The organism is Dickeya lacustris, assembly GCF_029635795.1.
Classification (GTDB): Bacteria; Pseudomonadota; Gammaproteobacteria; order Enterobacterales; family Enterobacteriaceae; genus Dickeya; species Dickeya lacustris.
Genome location: NZ_CP114280.1, coordinates 577,904 through 598,914, shown reverse-complemented (window position 1 = coordinate 598,914; position 21,011 = coordinate 577,904). Strand labels below are relative to the sequence as shown.

At 67.7% G+C, this 21,011-nt stretch carries 6 protein-coding genes and 1 pseudogene; all 7 read left to right on the top strand.

What is annotated here, in order from left to right; genetic code table 11:
- The first annotated feature begins 88 nt into the window (after positions 1–88).
- Positions 89–280 (top strand): HrpT family type III secretion system protein, encoded by a 192-nt coding sequence (gene hrpT, locus O1Q98_RS02670; protein WP_125259346.1) that lies wholly within the window; start codon positions 89–91, stop codon positions 278–280.
- Positions 277–675: a hypothetical protein gene (locus O1Q98_RS02665; RefSeq protein WP_125259347.1), complete on the top strand. Its 399-nt coding sequence runs from the start codon at positions 277–279 to the stop codon at positions 673–675. Before hrpT ends, O1Q98_RS02665 begins: the two co-directional genes overlap by 4 nt.
- A 236-nt stretch (positions 676–911) precedes the next feature.
- The gene (gene hrpN / locus O1Q98_RS02660) at positions 912–1,916 is read left to right on the top strand and encodes a harpin HrpN (RefSeq protein ID WP_125259348.1); all 1,005 of its coding nucleotides are present in this window, start codon (positions 912–914) and stop codon (positions 1,914–1,916) included.
- Between the two features lie 344 nt (positions 1,917–2,260).
- The gene (locus tag O1Q98_RS02655; protein ID WP_125259355.1) at positions 2,261–3,910 is read left to right on the top strand and encodes a ShlB/FhaC/HecB family hemolysin secretion/activation protein; all 1,650 of its coding nucleotides are present in this window, start codon (positions 2,261–2,263) and stop codon (positions 3,908–3,910) included.
- 86 nt (positions 3,911–3,996) lie between these two features.
- On the top strand, positions 3,997–7,308 hold the full coding sequence (locus O1Q98_RS02645; protein WP_341275982.1) for a two-partner secretion domain-containing protein: 3,312 nt from the start codon (positions 3,997–3,999) through the stop codon (positions 7,306–7,308).
- Between the two features lie 125 nt (positions 7,309–7,433).
- Positions 7,434–14,000 (top strand): beta strand repeat-containing protein, encoded by a 6,567-nt coding sequence (locus tag O1Q98_RS02640; protein ID WP_278142796.1) that lies wholly within the window; start codon positions 7,434–7,436, stop codon positions 13,998–14,000.
- Positions 13,939–20,701: pseudogene (locus O1Q98_RS19840) on the top strand (hemagglutinin repeat-containing protein); the annotation flags it as partial. The gene O1Q98_RS02640 and the pseudogene O1Q98_RS19840, both read left to right, overlap by 62 nt.
- Between the last annotated feature and the right edge of the window lie 310 nt (positions 20,702–21,011).

The following is a 21,011-nucleotide window of genomic DNA, read 5'->3' as shown; positions in this document are numbered from 1 at the left end:
CTCGATAAACCCGGCGAACCTTCATGGCGCATCAACGTATGCGCCGGTATCCGGGTGTGACTTTCAGCTTATTCTGGGAGAAAAACCTATGCGGTATCCATGCCTGGCGCTGCTATGCGCCACCTTGCTCCTCAGCGCCTGTAGCACGCGCGCGCCCTCATCGTCGGTTTGCAGTAGCGCCAGTTGTCGCCCTGAACCACAACCACGGCAACTGGTGATTTGGTGGCAAGCCGACCTGCGCCCCGGCATAGCTGATTTTACACAAGTGGCCGTGCCATGAATGACGCCATCCCGTCATATGGCAGCGCTGCCAGTTGGCTGGCGGCTGTTACCCGGCATCAGCCTGGGCGTTGGTTTGCCCAACCGGGAATCGAGCTGATACACCAGCATAGCGGCACCGGGTGGGTGGTGATGGCGGAGATTCAACCCTCGCGGCAGACACCCGGCCTGTTACGCGCCGTATTGAGCCGCCGCCATCAGTACGCCGAACAGTATGAGGGCAGCCATCTCTGCCTGAATGGTCATAACGTATTGATTATCTGGTGGCCGTTGCCTGATGAACCCGAGGCATCCCCACGGATTATCGAGTCGTTGTCGGCGCTTGCCGGGGTCTCGCTGACGGCGGCGGATGCGCCCGCACCCCAAACCACCGTGGCCGATGCCAGACACTGTTGATGCGACAGCTGATAGCACACGGCCAAACCGCTGACGGGTAACGGTGCGATTTACGCTAATAAACGCAATTTACGGTAATAAACACGATTTACGTTAATAAACACAATATCTGGAACCGTTTTGCCGCTGTTATCACTCATTTATCAAGTATCCAGCTGGATGCCTGCATCAGACATGGCGCAGGCATCCGTTGCAGATATTTACGCCAATACCTGACACAAAAAGGAAATAACATCATGCAAATTACTATCAAAGCGCACATCGGCGCCGATCTGGGCGTTGCGGGATTGGGGCTGGGCAATCAGGGGCTGAAAGGGCTGGGTAGTGCCGCTTCTTCTCTGGGCTCAAGTCTGGATAAGCTCAGTGGTACGCTCGATAAACTGACGTCTACACTGACATCGCTGATGTTTGGCGGTGGCATGGGGGGGGCGCAGTCTGGGAAAAATGCGCTGGCTTCATCATTGAGTCCACTGGGCAATGCCGCAGGCGGCAGTAACCTGTTATCAGCGCCGAAATCCGGTACGGATGCGCTGTCAACCCTGTTTGATAAAGCGCTTGATGACCTGCTCGGCCACGACACCGTGACAAAATTAACGAATCAATCCAACCAGTTGGCAAACAGCCTGCTGAATGCCAGCCAGATGACCCAGGGCAACATGAATGCGTTTGGCGGCGGCCTGAATAATGCGCTGTCGTCGATTTTGGGCAACGGCCTGAGCCAGGCCATGGGCGGATTTTCTCCGTTGTCGCTGGGGGCGGGTGGCCTTCAGGGGCTGAATGGCGCAGGCGCATTTAACCAACTGGGTAACGCTATTGGCATGGGCGTGGGGCAGAACTCGGCGCTGCATGCATTAAGCAACGTCAGCACCCATGTTGATGGCAATAACCGCCACTTTGTGGACAAAGAAGACCGTGCGCTGGCAAAAGAAGTCGGCCAGCTTATGGATCAATACCCCGAAGTATTTGGCAAACCGCAATACCAAAAAGATGGCTGGAGCTCACCGAAAACGGATGATAAATCCTGGGCGAATGCGTTAAGTAAGCCTGATGATGACGGCATGACCGGTGCCAGCATGGATAAATTCCGCCAGGCATTGGGAATGGTGAAAAGCGCCGTCGCCGGTGATACCGGCAACAGCAACCTGAACCTGCGCGGCGCGGGCGGCGCATCCCTGGGAATCGACGCTGCGGTGGCTGGTGATAAAATCGCCAGTCTGGCATTGGGGAAACTGGCTTCCTGATTCGCATCATCATCTGAATCAACCAAGAGACGGCAACCCCCGTCTCTTTTTTTGCCTGTTATTTACCTTTTTGCCCGTTATTTACCCGGTGATGTGCTGATAGCGGCGTGACGCCCGCGCGTTAGGCCTGTTGTTAGGGCGGCTGTTAGGCTTATTGTTAGGCCGGTTTACATCCCGACATAACAAAAAATTATTAGGGGTGTTTTTGTAAATATTTGTATTGTTTTTGAAAATATACCGCATTACTATCCTGCCACTTTTTTCCGCAGGGCCGGTTTATCAGGGACACAACAATGGCAGTCAGCATCAGGATGATGGTCAGGGCGACAGCCCTGCTGTGGGGCATGGCCCTCTATTTCGGCCCGGTCGCGTTCGGTCCGGTCGCGCAGGCCGCCCCACTGACGCCGGCCGAGCGTCACGAGAGTGAGCAGCAGCAGTCGGCGCTTATCGAGCAGGCGCGCGGCCAGCGCGCGGCGCTGCAACGGCTCACGGCGGTCTCAGCCGCGCCGCTGCCTGCCCCGGACGCGGCGGACGCCGGCCCCTGTTTTCCCCTTCATCGCATTCATTTTCATCACAGCACCCTGCTGGACGCTGGCGACCGGGTGCGGCTCGGTGCGCCCTATGTCGGGCAGTGCGTCCGGCTGGCGCAGATAAACCAGCTGGTGCATGACGTCAGCAACTGGTACATCGAGCGGGGCTATGTCACCAGCCGGGCTTTTTTACGCGAGCAGGATTTGTCGGGCGGCGAGCTGCAACTGGAGATCCTGGAAGGGCGGGTGGAGGCCATCACGGTCAACCAGTCGGCGGCGGGCCTGACGCGGGCGGCGTTTGCGGGCCTGGAGGGGCAGGTGCTGAACCTGCGCGACATCGAGCAGGGCATGGAGCAGATGAACCGGCTGCCGTCACAGCAGGTGACGGTGGAGATAGCGCCGGGCCGCGAGGCGGGGTACTCGCGGGTGAACCTGACGCGGGCGGCGCGCGGGCCGGTGAGCGGCAGCGTGACGCTGGACAACAGCGGCCAGCGCAGTACCGGGGTGTGGCAACTGTCGGGGAGTCTGGTGGTGGATAACGTGCTGGGGGTGGCAGACCAGTGGTTTATCAACCCGGGGCACAGCAGCGGCTTCGCCACCAGCCACGATGCGCGCAGCCTGCAGGCGGGGATGTCGGTGCCGTGGGGGTACTGGACGCTGGGGTACAGTTATTCGCAGAGTCACTACCGCAACATTTTTATCAACCGGGGCTACCCGTGGACGTCCACGGGGGCGAGCGACACGCACCGGCTGTCGCTGTCGCGGGTGGTGTACCGGGATGCGCGCATGAAGACGGCGCTGTCGGCGACGTTCAGCCAGCGCAGCGGCCTGCACCGGCTGAACGGCACGTCGCTGCCGTCGAGCCAGCGGTTCAGCAGCGTGTCGCTGGGGCTGGGGCACAGTCAGAAGCTGTGGGGCGGTCTGGCGACGGTGAACCCGGCTTACAGTCGCGGGGTGCGGTGGCTGGGGGCCAGCACGGACAGTGACGCGCAGGCGCAGACGCCGCGCGCGGAGTTCAACAAGTGGACGCTGTCGGCGAGCTACTACCATCCGCTGGGCGAGCGCCTGAGCTACCTGGGCAGCCTGTACGGGCAGTATGCGGCGTCACGGCTGTACGGCGGCGAGCAGCTGACGCTGGGGGGCGAGTCGTCGGTGCGGGGCTTTCAGGAGCAGTACACGGCGGGCAACCGGGGGCTGTACTGGCGCAATGAGATGACCTGGCAGGCGGGTCAACTGCCGGGGCTGGGGGCGATAGGGGTGCTGGCGGCGCTGGACGGCGGTCAGCTTTACAACCACCGTCAGGACACGGAGACGGCGGCGTCGCTGTGGGGCGGGGCGGTGGGGCTGACGGCCTCGGGCGGCGCGCTCAGTCATCAGGTGACGGTGGGCTGGCCGCTGGCATACCCGGCGTGGCTGGCACCGGACCGGGTGGTGGTGAGTTACCGGGTGGGCGTGGCGTTCTAGCGGGCGCACCGGCGCACGGGAACAGCCTGACGCCGTGAACAGACAGACGCAGTGAACAGAGTGAACAGACGGGTACGGGTGAGGCGATGAATCAGGGGTCAGGGACGAAGACGGTGGCGGTGTGGCAGCGGGCGCTGGTGTGGGGGCTGGTCTGGCTGACGGGGATGCAGCCGGTACTGAGCGCGCGGGCGGCCGGGGTGACGGTGGCCACGGGGCCGACGACGGTGGACGTGGCGGGCAACGGGGTGCCGGTGGTGAACATTGCCGCACCGGATGCCACGGGGCTGTCGCACAACCGCTACCAGTCATTCAGCGTGGACGGACGCGGGCTCATCCTGAACAACGGCACGGCGGCGCTGACGGCGACACAGCTGGGCGGGCTTATCCAGAACAACCCGAATCTGGTGGCGGGAGGCCGCCCGGCGGGGGCGATACTCAACGAGGTGGTGTCGCCGACCCGCAGCGAGCTGTCGGGCTATCTGGAGGTGGCGGGGCCGGCGGCGTCGGTTGTGGTGGCGAACCCGTATGGCATCACCTGTAACGGCTGCGGGTTTATCAACACGCCGCGCATCACGCTGACGACGGGGGTGCCGCAGGTGAACGCGGCGGGCGGCCTGTCGGGGCTGGATGTGCGCGGCGGCGACATTCTGGTGACGGGGGCGGGGCTGGATGCGAGCCGGAGCGACTATTTTGCGCTGATAGCGCACACGGCCAGCCTGCAGGCGGGGCTGAATGCCGGTGGCGAGGCCCAGGTGGTGCTGGGGACGAACCGGGTCGGGGCGGACGGCGAGGTGAGCGCGCAGGCGTCACCGGCGGGCGGGCCGTCGCTGGCGCTGGACACCGGGGCGCTGGGGGGCATGTACGCCAACCGTATCCGGCTGGTCTCGACGGGTCAGGGCGTGGGGGTGAACACGTCGGGGCTGGGGGCGCGGCAGGGTGACATCACGCTGACGGCGGACGGGCATCTTCAGGTCGGGACGGCGGTGGCGCAGGGGGCGCTGACGGCACAGGGCCGGACGCTGACACTGACGGGGCAGCAGCAGGCGGAGGGCGATATCCGGCTGCGGGGCGGGCAGGGCGTGGCGCTGACGACGAGCGGGGTGCGTGCGGGCGGCGGGCTGACGGTGGAGAGCGGCGGCGCGGTGACGGCAACGGCGGCGCAGCTGAGTGCGGGGGTGACGGCGGCGGGTCAGGTGATGCCGGGCTACGGGGTGACGCTGTCGGGGGCCTCGCTGGGGCTGGGGCAGAGCCACCTGAGCGGCGACCGGTTATCGCTGCGGTCGGACGGCGGGGTGAGTCAGGCGTCGGGTGGGGCGTGGCGTGCCGACAGCGGACTGACGGTGAGCGGCGGCGCGCTGAGTCTGGACGGCGAAGCCGGGGCGCAGAGCCTGAGCCTGAGCGGTACGACGCTGGACGGGCGCGGGCGCTGGCAGGCATCGGGGGCGCTGACGGCGCAGGGCTTTACGCAGGCGGGCTGGGACGGCGAGCTGCTGGCAGGCGGGCCACTGACGGTGACGGCGCAGTCGCTGGAGAACCGGGGCACGCTGGCGGGGGGCGAGCTGAGGCTGACGACGCCGGCGCTGACCAACCGGGGGACGGTGAGCGGCCGGCAGGTGACGGTGCAGGCGGGCCGGCTGCAAAATGGCGGCACGCTGGCGGCGGATACGTCACTGACGGTGACGGCGGACGGGGTGGAGAACGGCGGTCAGCTGCTGGCGGGGGGCGCGCTGACGGTGAGCGGCGGGGCGGTCTCGAACCGGGGCACGGTGTCGGGCGGGACGGTGACGGTCAGCGGGTCGTCGCTGGAGAGTCAGGGGACGGTGCAGGGCCGCGAGCAGGTGCAGCTGACGGTGACGGGGGCGCTGAATCAGGGCGCATCGGGCCGCCTGAGCAGCGGCGGGCTGTTGCAGGTATCGGGCGGGTCGCTGTCGGACGCCGGGACGACGCAGGCGCGGCGGATGGCGCTGACGACGGGCGTGTGGCAGCACAGCGGCAGCCTGAGCGTGACGGAAGACGGCCGGCTGGCGGTGACGTCGCTCTTTAACGACGGGGCGGTGTTTGCCGGCGGGCCGCTGTCGCTGACCGGCGACTATCAGGGCGCAGGCCTGCTGACCAGTGACGCGGCGCTGTCGCTCACTGGCAACACACAGATTGGCACGGGGGGGCGCTGGCAGGCAGACAGCCTGACGCTGACGGGCGACACCCTCATCAATGCCGGGCAGGTGAATGCGGCCGGGGCACTGACGCTGACACTGGCGGACGGGCTGACCAACGGCGGCACGCTGGCGGGTGGCGTAACGACGCTGCGGGCCGGGATGCTTGACAACAGCGGGCTGCTCAGTGGCCGTAACGGGCTGACGGTGACGCTGCCGTCGGCTGACACTGCTTCTTCTTTTAATACCTTAAGTAATGCTTCAAATACTGTTTCCCTTGCTCCTGCACCGGGCACACTGCGCAATACCGGGCGGCTGGAAGGGCAGCGGCTGGCGGTCAATGCGGCTTCGCTGTCCGGCAGCGGCACGCTGCTGGGGGTGGATGCGCTGACGCTGGCCATCACCGGGGCGGCGAACAACGGTGCAGGCGGGCAGTGGCTGAGTGGCGGGGCGCTGGGCGTCACCGCCGCCACGCTGGACAACGCCGGTGAGATGCAGGGCGACACGCTGACGCTCTCGGCCGTTGACCTGACTAACCGTGGCCGACTGCTTGGCCTGAACGGGCTGACGCTGGAGGCCACCACCCTGACCACCGGGCGCGACAGCCAGCTGCTGAGTGCGGGCACGGCGTGGCTGCGTGCGGCCAGCCTGACCAGTGACGGGGTGTGGCAGGCCGGTCGCCTGCTTATCCGTGGCGGCGAGATGCACAACGCCGGGCAGCTGGAGAGTGACGGCGCGCTGGACATTACGCTGACCGGGGGCCTCGGCAACAGCGGCGCCCTGCGCGCCAACGGCGCGGCGCAGTGGCAGGCGGCCACCCTTGCCAACAGCGGTGAGGTGTCGGTACGCGGGGCGCTGACGGCGCAGGCGCTGTCGTTCACTAACGACGGCACACTGGCTGCCGGCGGGCCGCTGTCGCTGACCGGCGACTATCAGGGCGCAGGCCGTCTGTACAGTGACGCGGCGCTGTCGCTCACCGGCAACACACAGATTGGCACGGGGGGGCGCTGGCAGGCAGACAGCCTGACGCTGACGGGCGACACCCTCATCAATGCCGGGCAGGTGAATGCGGCCGGGGCACTGACGCTGACACTGGCGGACGGGCTGACCAACGGCGGCACGCTGGCGGGTGGCGTCACGACGCTGCGGGCCGGGATGCTTGACAACAGCGGGCTGCTCAGTGGCCGTAACGGGCTGACGGTGACGCTGCCGTCGGCTGACACTGCTTCTTCTTTAATACCTTAAGTAATGCTTCAAATACTGTTTCCCTTGCTCCTGCACCGGGCACACTGCGCAATACCGGGCGGCTGGAAGGGCAGCGGCTGGCGGTCAATGCGGCTTCGCTGTCCGGCAGCGGCACGCTGCTGGGGGTGGATGCGCTGACGCTGGCCATCACCGGGGCGGCGAACAACGGTGCAGGCGGGCAGTGGCTGAGTGGCGGGGCGCTGGGCGTCACCGCCGCCACGCTGGACAACGCCGGTGAGATGCAGGGCGACACAGTGACGCTCTCGGCCGTTGATCTCACCAACCGTGGCCGACTGCTTGGCCTGAACGGGCTGACGCTGGAGGCCACCACCCTGACTACCGGGCACGACAGTCAGCTGCTGAGTGCGGGCACGGCGTGGCTGCGTGCCGCCAGCCTGACCAGTGACGGGGTGTGGCAGGCGGGTCGTTTGCTGATCCGTGGCGGCGAGATGCACAACGCCGGGCAGCTGGAGAGTGACGGTGCGCTGGATATCACGCTGACGGCGCAAGCGCTGTCGTTCAGCAACGACGGTACGCTGGCCGCCGGCGGGCCACTGTCGCTGACCGGCGACTATCAGGGCACAGGCCGACTTTACAGTGACGCGGCACTGTCGCTCACCGGCAACACACAGATTGGCACGGGCGGGCGCTGGCAGGCACAGGACGTCACGGTGACGGGCGGCAGCCTGACCAGTGCCGGGCAGGTGAATGCGGCCGGGGCGCTGACGCTGACACTGACGGACGGGCTGACCAACGGCGGCACGCTGGCGGGTGGCATTACGACGCTGCAGGCCGGGTGGCTGGACAACAGCGGGCTGATCAGTGGCCGTAACGGGCTGACGGTGATGCTGCCGTCGGGCACGTCTCTTCTTTCTTTGTTGTCATCCTCTCCTTCTGCGGCGGCACCGGGCGCGCTGCGCAACAGCGGGCGGCTGGAGGGTCAGCGGCTGGCGGTCAATGCCGCTTCGCTGTCCGGCAGCGGCATGCTGCTGGGGGTGGATGCGCTGACGCTGGCCATCACCGGGGCGGCGACGAACGGCACGGGCGGTCAGTGGCTGAGTGGCGGGGCGCTGGGCGTCACCGCCGCCTCGCTGGACAACGCGGGCGAGGTGCAGGGCGACACGCTGACGCTCTCGGCCGTTGACCTCACCAGCCGTGGCCGACTGCTTGGCCTGAACGGGCTGACGCTGGAGGCTTCCACGCTGACCAGCGGGCACGACAGCCAGCTGCTGAGTGCGGGCACGGCGCTGCTTCGCGCGGCCAGCCTGACCAGTGACGGGGTGTGGCAGGCGGGTCGCCTGCTTATCCGTGGCGGCGAGATGCACAATGCCGGCCAGCTGGAGAGTGACGGTGCGCTGGACATTACGCTGACCGGGGGCCTCGGCAACAGCGGCGCGCTGCGTGCCAACGGCGCGGCGCAGTGGCAGGCGGCAACCCTGAGCAACAGCGGTGAGGTGTCGGTACGCGGGGCGCTGACGGCGCAGGTGCTGTCGTTCAGCAACGACGGCACACTGGCCGCCGGTGGGCCACTGTCGCTGACCGGCGACTATCAGGGCACAGGCCGTCTGTACAGTGACGGGGTGCTGTCGCTCACCGGCAACACCACTATCGGGGCCGGGGGCCGCTGGCAGGCGGACAGCCTGACGCTGATCGGCGACACCCTCATCAATGCCGGGCAGGTGAATGCGGCGGGGGCGCTGACGCTGACACTGGCGGACGGGCTGACCAACGGCGGCACGCTGGCGGGTGGCATCACGACGCTGCGGGCCGGGATGCTTGACAACAGCGGGCTGCTCAGTGGCCGCAACGGGCTGACGGTGACGCTGCCGTCGGGCACGTCTCTTCTTTCCTTGTTGTCATCCTCTTCTTCTGCGGCGGCACCGGGCACACTGCGCAACAGTGGGCGGCTGGAGGGGCAACGGCTGACAGTCAATGCCGCTTCGCTGTCCGGCAGCGGCACGCTGCTGGGGGTGGATGCGCTGACGCTGGCCATTACCGGGGCGGCAGTTAACGGCACGGGCGGTCAGTGGCTGAGTGGCGGGGCGCTGGGCGTCACTGCCGCCTCGCTGGAGAACGCCGGTGAGGTGCAGGGCGACACGCTGACGCTCTCGGCCGTTGACCTCACCAACCGTGGCCGACTGCTTGGCCTGAACGGGCTGACGCTGGACGCTTCCACCCTGACCAGCGGGCGCGACAGCCAACTGCTGAGTGCGGGCACGGCGCTGCTTCGCGCGGCCAGCCTGACCAGTGACGGGGTGTGGCAGGCGGGTCGCCTGCTTATCCGTGGCGGCGAGATGCACAATGCCGGGCAGCTGGAGAGTGACGGTGCGCTGGATATCACGCTGACCGGGAGCCTCGGCAACAGCGGCGCGCTGCGTGCCAACGGCGCGGCGCAGTGGCAGGCGGCAACCCTGAGCAACAGCGGTGAGGTGTCGGTACGCGGGGCGCTGACGGCGCAGGTGCTGTCGTTCAGCAACGACGGCACACTGGCCGCCGGTGGGCCACTGTCGCTGACCGGCGACTATCAGGGCACAGGCCGTCTGTACAGTGACGGGGTGCTGTCGCTCACCGGCAACACCACTATCGGGGCCGGGGGCCGCTGGCAGGCGGACAGCCTGACGCTGATCGGCGACACCCTCATCAATGCCGGGCAGGTGAATGCGGCGGGGGCGCTGACGCTGACACTGACGGACGGGCTGACCAACAGCGGCACGCTGGCGGGCGGCATCACGGCGCTGCGGGCCGGGTGGCTGGACAACAGCGGGCTGCTCAGTGGCCGCAACGGGCTGACGGTGACGCTGCCGTCGGCTGACACTGCTTCTGTTAATAGTCATGCCGCGCTGTCGGCCAGTCACACGCCCTCTTCGATGGGCGCCGCTGGCGATAACGCGACGGGACTCAACACTGCTACGGCGGTCACGCTGCTCAACAATAATACCGTTTCCCCTGCACCGGGCACGCTGCGCAACAGCGGGCGGCTGGAAGGGCAGCGGCTGGCGGTCAATGCGGCTTCGCTGTCCAGTGGCGGCACGCTGCTGGGGGTGGATGCGCTGACGCTGGCCATCACCGGGGCGGCGAACAACGGCACGGGCGGGCAGTGGCTGAGTGGCGGGGCGCTGGGCGTCACCGCTGCCACGCTGGACAACGCGGGCGAGGTGCAGGGCGACACGCTGACGCTCTCGGCCGTTGACCTCACCAACCGTGGCCGACTGCTTGGCCTGAACGGGCTGACGCTGGAGGCCACCACCCTGACCAGCGGGCGCGACAGCCAACTGCTGAGTGCGGGCACGGCGCTGCTTCGCGCGGCCAGCCTGACCAGTGACGGGGTGTGGCAGGCGGGTCGCCTGCTTATCCGTGGCGGCGAGATGCACAACGCCGGGCAGCTGGAGAGTGACGGTGCGCTGGATATCACGCTGACCGGGAGCCTCGGCAACAGCGGCGCGCTGCGTGCCAACGGCGCGGCGCAGTGGCAGGCGGCAACCCTGAGCAACAGCGGTGAGGTGTCGGTACGCGGGGCGCTGACGGCGCAGGTGCTGTCGTTCAGCAACGACGGCACACTGGCCGCCGGTGGGCCACTGTCGCTGACCGGCGACTATCAGGGCACAGGCCGTCTGTACAGTGACGGGGTGCTGTCGCTCACCGGCAACACCACTATCGGGGCCGGGGGCCGCTGGCAGGCGGACAGCCTGACGCTGATCGGCGACACCCTCATCAATGCCGGGCAGGTGAATGCGGCGGGGGCGCTGACGCTGACACTGACGGACGGGCTGACCAACGGCGGCACGCTGGCGGGCGGCATCACGGCGCTGCGGGCCGGGTGGCTGGACAACAGCGGGCTGCTCAGTGGCCGCAACGGGCTGACGGTGACGCTGCCGTCGGGCACGTCTCTTCTTTCTTTGTTGTCATCCTCTCCTTCTGCGGCGGCACCGGGCGCGCTGCGTAACAGCGGGCGGCTGGAAGGTCAGCGGCTGGCGGTCAATGCCGCTTCGCTGTCCGGCAGCGGCACGCTGCTGGGGGTGGACGCGCTGACGCTGGCCATCACCGGGGCGGCAGTTAACAGCACGGGCGGTCAGTGGCTGAGTGGTGGGGCATTGGGCGTCACCGCCGCCACGCTGGAGAACGCCGGTGAGGTGCAGGGCGACACGCTGACGCTCTCGGCCGTTGACCTGACTAACCGTGGCCGACTGCTTGGCCTGAACGGGCTGACGCTGGAGGCCACCACCCTGACCACCGGGCGCGACAGCCAGCTGCTGAGTGCGGGCACGGCGTGGCTGCGTGCGGCCAGCCTGACCAGTGACGGGGTGTGGCAGGCCGGTCGCCTGCTTATCCGTGGCGGCGAGATGCACAACGCCGGGCAGCTGGAGAGTGACGGCGCGCTGGACATTACGCTGACCGGGGGCCTCGGCAACAGCGGCGCCCTGCGCGCCAACGGCGCGGCGCAGTGGCAGGCGGCCACCCTTGCCAACAGCGGTGAGGTGTCGGTACGCGGGGCGCTGACGGCGCAGGCGCTGTCGTTCACTAACGACGGCACACTGGCTGCCGGCGGGCCGCTGTCGCTGACCGGCGACTATCAGGGCGCAGGCCGTCTGTACAGTGACGCGGCGCTGTCGCTCACCGGCAACACACAGATTGGCACGGGGGGGCGCTGGCAGGCAGACAGCCTGACGCTGACGGGCGACACCCTCATCAATGCCGGGCAGGTGAATGCGGCCGGGGCACTGACGCTGACACTGGCGGACGGGCTGACCAACGGCGGCACGCTGGCGGGTGGCGTCACGACGCTGCGGGCCGGGATGCTTGACAACAGCGGGCTGCTCAGTGGCCGTAACGGGCTGACGGTGACGCTGCCGTCGGCTGACACTGCTTCTTCTTTTAATACCTTAAGTAATGCTTCAAATACTGTTTCCCTTGCTCCTGCACCGGGCACACTGCGCAATACCGGGCGGCTGGAAGGGCAGCGGCTGGCGGTCAATGCGGCTTCGCTGTCCGGCAGCGGCACGCTGCTGGGGGTGGACGCGCTGACGCTGGCCATCACCGGGGCGGCGAACAACGGTGCAGGCGGGCAGTGGCTGAGTGGCGGGGCGCTGGGCGTCACCGCCGCCACGCTGGACAACGCCGGTGAGATGCAGGGCGACACAGTGACGCTCTCGGCCGTTGATCTCACCAACCGTGGCCGACTGCTTGGCCTGAACGGGCTGACGCTGGAGGCCACCACCCTGACTACCGGGCACGACAGTCAGCTGCTGAGTGCGGGCACGGCGTGGCTGCGTGCCGCCAGCCTGACCAGTGACGGGGTGTGGCAGGCGGGTCGTTTACTTATTCATGGCGGCGAGATGCACAACGCCGGCCAGCTTCAGAGCGACGGCGCGCTGGAGGTGACACTCGCCAGTGACGCGACGGGCCGTGGGGCGCTGGTCAACACCGGCACGCTGGTGGCGCGCGGCGACGGCCAGCTTCAGGTCAGCCAGCTGGTGAATGGCGGGGCACTGGCGGCGGGCACGCTGTCGGTCACGGCCGGGCAGGTCAGCAACACCGGGCGGCTGCTGGCCGACGGCGCGATGACCGTGACGGCCGGGCAACTGGAAAACGATGGACGACTGGAGAGCGGCTGGCTGACGCTGACCGGCGAGCGGCTGACCAACCGGGGGAGCCTGCTGGCCGAGCAGGGCGGCGGGCTGTTTCTGAGCGACCGGCTGGAGACCGGGGCGGCGAGTGCGCTGCTCAGTAACGGTGACTGGCAGGTACAGGCCGGCACGGTGGTGCATCAGGGCGGCTGGCAGGGCAGCCACCTGACGCTGTCGGCACAGCAGCTGTTCAACTGGGGCGCGCTGCTCGGGGTCTCGGGGGTGTCGCTGACGCTGGCGCAGGACTACCGGGGCGAGGCGGGCAGCGAGGTGCGCAGCAATGGCCGGGTGGCGCTTGAGACCGGCACGCTGTGGCAGCAGGGCGATATCGGCGGCGGCCAGCTGTGGCTGACGGCCGGGAGCCTGAGCAACGGCGGGCGGCTGGTGGGGCTGTCGCAGCTGGATGTCGCCAGCCGGGGACAGCTGGATAACGCAGGCAGCGTGCTGGGGAACGGCGCGGTGAACGTGAGCGCGGCGGCGCTGGACAATGGCGGCGTGCTGCAGGGCGACACGCTGACGCTGCAGGGCGGCCAGGTGACGAACCGGGGCCGGCTGCAGGGGACGTCGGCGCTGACCCTGAGCGGGCTGTCGCGTTATGACGGCACGGCGGGCAGCCTGCTGCTGAGTGACGGCGCGGCGACGCTGACGGCGGGCGTGGCGGACAACGCCGGGGGCTGGCAGGCGCGGTCGCTGTCGCTGGACGGCGATACGCTCATCAACCGGGGCACGGTCTCGGGGCTGGAGCGCCTGCGTCTCGGGGTGAAGCAGCTGACCAACGCCGGGCAGATACAGGGCGGCGCGCAGACCACGCTGACCGGGGCGGTCTTTGAGAACAGCGGCACGCTGCTGGCGCAGGGCGGGCTGACGGCGGACTACCGGCGAGCGGGTGAGCAACGGCGCGGGCGGGCGGCTGCTCAGTGGCGGGCGCGGCGCGCTGACGACCGGGACGCTGGACAACCGGGGGCTGTGGCAGTCCTCGCAGCTGGAGCTGACGGCCGGGTCGCTGGTGAACGGCGGCACGCTGCTGGGGGTGGACGGCGCGACGCTGACGCTGGCGGGGCGCTATAGCGGGCTGGCGGGCAGCGAGCTGCTGAGTAACGGGGCGCTGGGGCTGACGGCCTCCGGGGTGGACAACGCCGGGCAGGTGCAGGGGCAGACGGTGACGCTGCGCGCGGGCGCGTTGCGCAATCAGGGTGGGCTGACGGGCACGGGCCAGCTGACGGCGACGCTGGACGGGGCGCTGGAGAACCTGTCGGGGGCGCTGATACGCGGCGGCGGGCTGACGCTGGACGCCGGAACGGTGTGGAATGCGGGCCGTCTGGAAGGGCAGCGCGAGCTGGGGGTGGTCAGCCGGGGGATGGTGAACAACCCGGGCGAGCTGGTGAGCGGCGGCACGCTGTCGCTGTCGGGTTCGCAGCTGACCAACACCGGTTGGTTGCAGGGCCCGGCGGTGTCGCTGTCGGTGGGGCAACTGGAGAACAGCGGCGCGCTGCAGGCGGGGCAGTCGCTGACGCTGCACCTGCCGCAGTGGACGAATACCGGACGGGTGCAGGCCGACCGGCTGACGGTGATAACCGACGGGGCGCTGGAGAACCGGGGCACGCTGCTGGGGCTGACGCAGCTGGCGTTGCAGGCGGCGGCCCTCAACAACACCGCCACGGGGCGGCTGTACAGTGCGGGCGGGCTGCAGCTGAGTACCGGTTCGCTGGCGCAGGACGGGCAACTGGTGGCGCTGGGCGACCTGCGGGCGGACATCGGCAGCCCGATGATGTTCACGCGCACGCTGGCGGCGGGCGGGCAGCTGACGCTGAACGTGGCGGGCGACCTGGTGCAGGCGGGCACGTTACAGGGTAATGGCGTGACGGTGACGAGCACCGGCAGGCTGACGCAGCAGGGGCGCATTGTGGCGGGCGGGGGCGAGAGCCGGCTGACGGCGGCGTCGCTGGTGCAGGAGGAGACGGGCACGATACAGGCGGGCGGGCCGCTGAGTCTGGTCTCGGGCAGTGACCTGGTGAACCGGGGCTTTATCGGCACGGCGGGCGACCTGCTGCTGCGGGCGGCGGGGCGGATAGAGAACGGCAGCCTGCTGTATGGCGCGGGCAACGTGCTGCTGCTGTCAGACGCGCTGGTGAACCGGTTGGGTAACATTCTGGCGGGCAACAGCCTGTGGATACAGCGTGACGAGGCGGGGAACGCCAGCGGCAGCGTGCTGAACAGTTCGGGGACGATAGAGACGCAGCGCGGGGATATCACGGTGCGTACCGGCACGCTGACCAACCAGCGCGAGGGGCTGACGGTAACGGAGAGCGGCAGCACGGCGGCAGAGATACCGGACTGGGCGGGCGGTACAAGGGTCGCGATCCCGGTGAGTTGGTTTGGTGAGGGTGAGATAGGTATTTATTATCATCCATCTCGAATTGCTAACGATATAACTGATATATGGGCTGACTATGCACCATATAAAGAATACTTTATAAAAAAGGTCACTATAAGTAAGGAAACTGTTGGCGTGTATTCCCAAGGTGGTGTTGGGAAAATAAACTCTGGAAGAAATATATCTATTAATGCCAGTAAGTTATCGAACATTTCTTCTCTTTTAAGTGCTAATAATGATATTTACATGATTGGCAATGATTTAAATAATTTTAGCTATCAGTCAGGAAGTAGGGAGAGTTATTTAATCTATGAATATAAGCAAAGTGTTACGCCAAACATTGGTATCAAAGAGGATTTTATTCGTTCTCAGCATATCAATTTAGAACCATATATCTATTACTCTCTTTCAAGCAGAGACCCTATAAGTGAATTTGTTCCCGGCCAGTCCTATACCGCCACCATTCAGGCAGGTGGTTCGATTAACGCCAGTTTCTCGCAAAATATCAGCAACACCAGCCTGCAACCGGGCAGCGGCGGGTTTATGCCGTCCCTGTCGGCGCCGTCGCTGGGCGGCGTGGCGGCGCTGAGTACCGAAACGGCCCAGTCTGACCGGGGGCTGTCGGGTGCGGCGGGCGGCATCAGTACGACCGCCGTGGGCGGCACCGGCGGCGTGGCGCTGGCGGGTGGCGGTGCCGGGCTGAACAGCGGTTACAGTAACGTGGCGCGCAGCGGCGGGGTGCCGGGTGGTGGCGGCAGTGCCCTGCCGGGGCAGACAGCGGTCGGCCTGAGCAGCGGGCCGGTGGACAGTACACGCCCGGTAACGGGGGCGACGGTGAGCCTGCCGGGGGCAGTGGCACCCGGCGGCCTGAGCAGCGGGCCGGTGGACGGCACGCGCCCGGTGACGGGGGCGACGGTGAGCCTGCCGGGGGCGGTGGCAACCGGTGGACTGAGCGGCGGGCCGGTGGACGGCACGCGCCCGGTGACAGGGGCGACGGTGAGCCTGCCGGGGGCAGTGGCACCCGGCGGCCTGAGCGGCGGGCCGGTGGACGGCACGCGCCCGGTAACGGGGGCTACGGTGAACCTGCCGGGGGCGGTGGCAACCGGCGGCCTGAGCAGCGGGCCGGTGGACGGCACGCGCCCGGTGACAGGGGCGACGGTGAACCTGCCGGGGGCGGTGACACCCGGCAGCCTGAGCAGCGGGCCGGTAGACGGCACACGCCCGGTAACGGGCGGGACGGTTTCCCCGCTGGCGGGGCTGACGCCCGGCCAGGCGCAGCAGGCCATGACCCAGGCGCTGGCGCCGGTATCCGGCCCGACGCTGACCGACTACCCGCTGCCGGCCTCGCAGAACGGCCTGTTCGTGGCGGACACCGCCAGCGACAGCCGTTACCTGATACGCAGCAACCCGATGCTGACCCGGCTCGGCCAGGTGGATAACGGCCTGTTTGCCGACCTGCAGGGGCTGCTGGGGCAGACGCCGGCCACCACGGTGCCGGTGGAGACGCGTCCGCTGCTGACCGACCGCACGCAGATACTGGGGTCGGACTACCTGCTGGGCAAGCTCAATCTGGATGCGGAGCACGACTACCGCTTTCTCGGCGATGCGGCCTTTGACACGCGCTATATCAGCAATGCGGTACTGAGCCAGACCGGGCAGCGCTATCTGGGCGGGCTGGGCTCGGAGCTGGCGCAGATGCAGTGGCTGATGGACAACGCGGTGGCGGCGAAAACGGCGCTGAACCTGCAACTGGGGGTGAGCCTGAGCCCGGCGCAGGTGGCGGGCCTGAGCCACAGTATCCTGTGGTGGGAGTCGGTCAGCGTGGGCGGGCAGACGGTGCTGGCGCCGAAGCTGTATCTGGCGCAGGCGGATAAAACCAACCTGCAGGGCAGCCGCATCGTGGCGAACAGCGTCAGCCTGAGCGCCGGCGGCGATATCGACAACCGGGGCAGCACGATGCAGGGCGGCCAGCAACTGGCGCTGCACAGCGGCGGCACGGTGAGCAACCGGGAGGGCGGGCTGCTGTCGGCGGACGGCAGCCTGAACGTGGTGGCGTTCGGCAACCTGACCAATATCAGTGCGACGGTGACGGGCGGGCAGGTGTCGCTGGCGAGCGTCACCGGGGACATCCTCAACCGCACCACGCTGAACACCTGGCAGACGGCGGCGAAGGACGGGCGCGGCACCGGGTCGCTGCTGCGTACCGACGTGGGGCAGGCGGGGTTGATTCAGGCGCGCGACGGGCTGACGCTGCAGGCCGGGCGCGACCTGGAGCTGGCGGGCGCACAGCTGGCCTCCGGCGGGGCGATGGCGCTGTCGGCGGGGCGTGACCTCCGGCTGACGGCGCTGACCACCGAGCGCGGGACGGTGAACGTGCAGGGCGGCGACACGCACGAGCGCCGCGAGCAGGGGCTGTTGCAGAGCCAGCTGGCCAGCGGCGGCAGCCTGAGCCTGCAGGCCGGGCAGGATATCCGCGCTACGGCGGCGGCGCTGTCCGCCGGCGGGGCGATGGCGCTGTCGGCAGGGCGTGACCTGAGCCTGCTGTCGGGCAGCGAATCGCAGTTCAGCCAGAATGCGTGGAACCGGCATCTGGACTGGCAGCAGACGCAGACGCAGCAGAGCACGGTGCTGACGGCGGGCACGGGGCTGAGTCTGCAGGCCGGTCAGGACATCCGGGTGCAGGGCTCGTCGCTGCAGGCGGGCGGGGCGCTGACGGCGCTGGCGGGGCGTGACCTGAGCCTGCTGTCGGCAACGGAACGTCAGCACGACTTTTTTGAAGAAACCACGGTGAAGAAGAAGGCGTTCTCGAAGACCGTGACGCACACGGTGCGCGACACCGAGCAGAGCACCGAGAAGGGGACGCTGCTGTCGGCGGGCAGTGTGTCGCTGCTGGCGGGACGGGACATCGGGGTGCAGGGCTCGGCGGTGGCGGCGGACGGCGACCTGACGCTGGCGGCGGGGCGTGACCTCACCACCTCGGCGGGCACCGAGACGTACCGGCAGTGTTGAAGAGGTGAGCCGCAAAAAGAGCGGGATATTCAGCGGCGGCGGCCTCGGGTTCACGATAGGCAGCACGTCGCTGCGCCAGACGCTGGACGCGGCGGGGGTGACGCAGAGCCAGAGCGTGAGCACGCTGGGCAGCACCGGAGGCACGGTGCGCCTGAGTGCGGGGCAGCAGGTGAGCCTGACGGCCACCGACGTGATGGCGGCGCGGGACATTCAGGTGACGGGTGAACGCGTCACCCTGGACCCGGGCCACGACCAGCACAGCCAGACACAGCGCCTCGAGCAGAAGACGGCGGGCCTGACGGTGGCGCTGTCAGGCGTGGTGGGCGCGGCCATCAACGCCGGGGTGCAGGCGGTGCAGGCGGCGCGGACGCAGAGCGACAGCCGGCTGCGGGCGCTGGAAGGGATGAAGGCAGCGCTGTCGGGGTATCAGGCATATCAGGGCACGCAGCTGGATACCAATAATCTGGGGGCCTCGTCGTTTGTTGGCATCAGCGTGTCGCTGGGGTCGCAGCGCGCGGCGAGCAGCCAGACCCACGAGCAGTGGCAGAGTTTTGCCTCGACGCTGAACGCGGGCCATGATATCAGCGTGGTGGCGCGCGAGGGGGATATCACCGCCGTCGGTAGCCAGATGAAGGCGGCCAACAATGTGGCGCTGAACGCGTCGCGGGCGATTAACCTGCTGTCGGCGCGCAACACCGAGTCGATGAGCGGCAGCAACCACAGCAGCGGCGGGAATATCGGTGTCAGCGTCGGCCTGAGCAATGGCGGGGCCGGGTTCAGCGTGTTTGCCAACGGCAATGCGGCCAGCGGCCGTGAGCTCGGCAGCGGCAACAGCTGGTCGGAGACCACGGTGGATGCGGGGCATCAGGTGAGCCTGACCAGCGGCGGCGATACGCGGCTGACCGGGGCACAGGTGAGCGGCGAGCGCATTGTGGCGAACGTGGGCGGCGACCTGCGGCTGGCGAGCCAGCAGGACAGCAACCGCTATGACTCGACGCAGACCAGCGTGTCGGCGGGCGGCAGCCTGACCGTTGGCAGCATGACCGGCAGCGCCTATCTGGGGGCCAGCCGGGACAAGCTGCGCAGCCGTTTTGACAGCGTGCAGCAGCAGACCGGGCTGTTTGCCGGTCAGGGGGGCTACGACATTCATGTCGGCAACCACACCCAGCTGGATGGCGCGGTGATAGGCTCGACGGCCAGCGCGGAGAAGAACCGGCTGGAGACGGGCACGCTGGGCTTTGGCAATATTGACAACCGGGCCGAGTTTTCGGTGTCGCACAGCGGCGGCGGGATAAGCCTGAGCACGGCGCCGGGGCTGATGGATGCGCTGAAAACGGCGGCGATGACCACGCCGTCGGCGCTGATGTCACTGGGGCGGGGCGGCAATGCTGCCAGCACCACGTACGCGGCGGTGAGCGAGGGGGCGCTGATTATCCGCAACCCGGGCGGTCAGCAGCAGGACGTGGCGGGCCTGAGCCGGGATGCGGCGCACGCGGCGAACGGGCTGAGTCCGCTGTTTGACAAGGAGAAGGAGCAGCAGCGCTTGCAGCTGGCGCAGTCGGTGGGGGCGCTGGGCGGGCAGGTGATGGAGGTGGTGCGCACGGCGGGGGATATCCGGGCGACACAGGCGGCAGAAGCCAGTGGCAAGGTGGATCGCCTGCCGGATACCGCCTCCGAGGCCGCGTGGGATAAATACCGGAAAGACCTGGCGGAGACGCCGGCGTACAAGGCGGTGATGGCGTCGTACGGCACGGGCAGCGACGTGCAGCGCGGGCTGCAGGCGGCGACGGCGGCGTTGCAGGCACTGGCGGGTGGCGGCAACCTGCAACAGGCGCTGGCAGGGGCGTCGGCGCCGTATCTGGCGCAACTGGTGAAAAAGGCGACGATGCCAGTGGACGAGAAGAACGCCACGGCCTCGGACATTGCGGCGAATGCGATGGGCCATGCGCTGGTGGGGGCGGTGGTGGCGCAGGTGTCGGGCAAGGATGCAGCGGCAGGGGCTGTGGGCGCGGCGGGCGGCGAACTGGCGGCGCGGCTGCTTATCATGCAGGCGCTGTACCCGGGTCGTGACGGCAACACGCTGACGGAAACGGAGAAACAGTCGGTCAGCGCGCTGGCTTCGGTGGCGGCGGGGCTGGCAGCGGGGATCGTCTCCGGGAATGTGGACGCGGCCGCCAGCGGCGCGCAGGCCGGTCGCAATGCGGTGGAGAATAACTATCTGAGCAGCACGGACAAGAGCCGCCAGACGTATCTCAATCACAAAGAAAACCTGACCGAGCAGGAAAAACAGGAGCGTGATGCGCTGAATCGTAAGGATGCGCAAACCAGTAAGGAACTGGTTGCAGCCTGTATGGATGGCAGTGCTTCAGCCTGTAGTGCCGCCCGCCAGGATGCGCTGGAGAAACAGGCGACCTATCAAAATCTGGGCTATCAGAATCCGAAGGAAACGCAGGACGGTTATCAGCAGATACAGCAGTTACTGGTGAGCACCGGCGAGGAAGCGAAACAGACGCGGGAACTGTTCAACGGTATGGTTGCGGCGTATATGCGCACCGGGATGAGTGAAGAGGCGGCGAAATCGGCGGTGGGCTACCAGATGGGGGCGATGTATATCGCCGGTGGTCTGGCCGGAATCGGAGCGGGTAAAGCGGCGGATGAAGGATTAACGCCGGGAGTGAAACCATCGGCACCGTCAG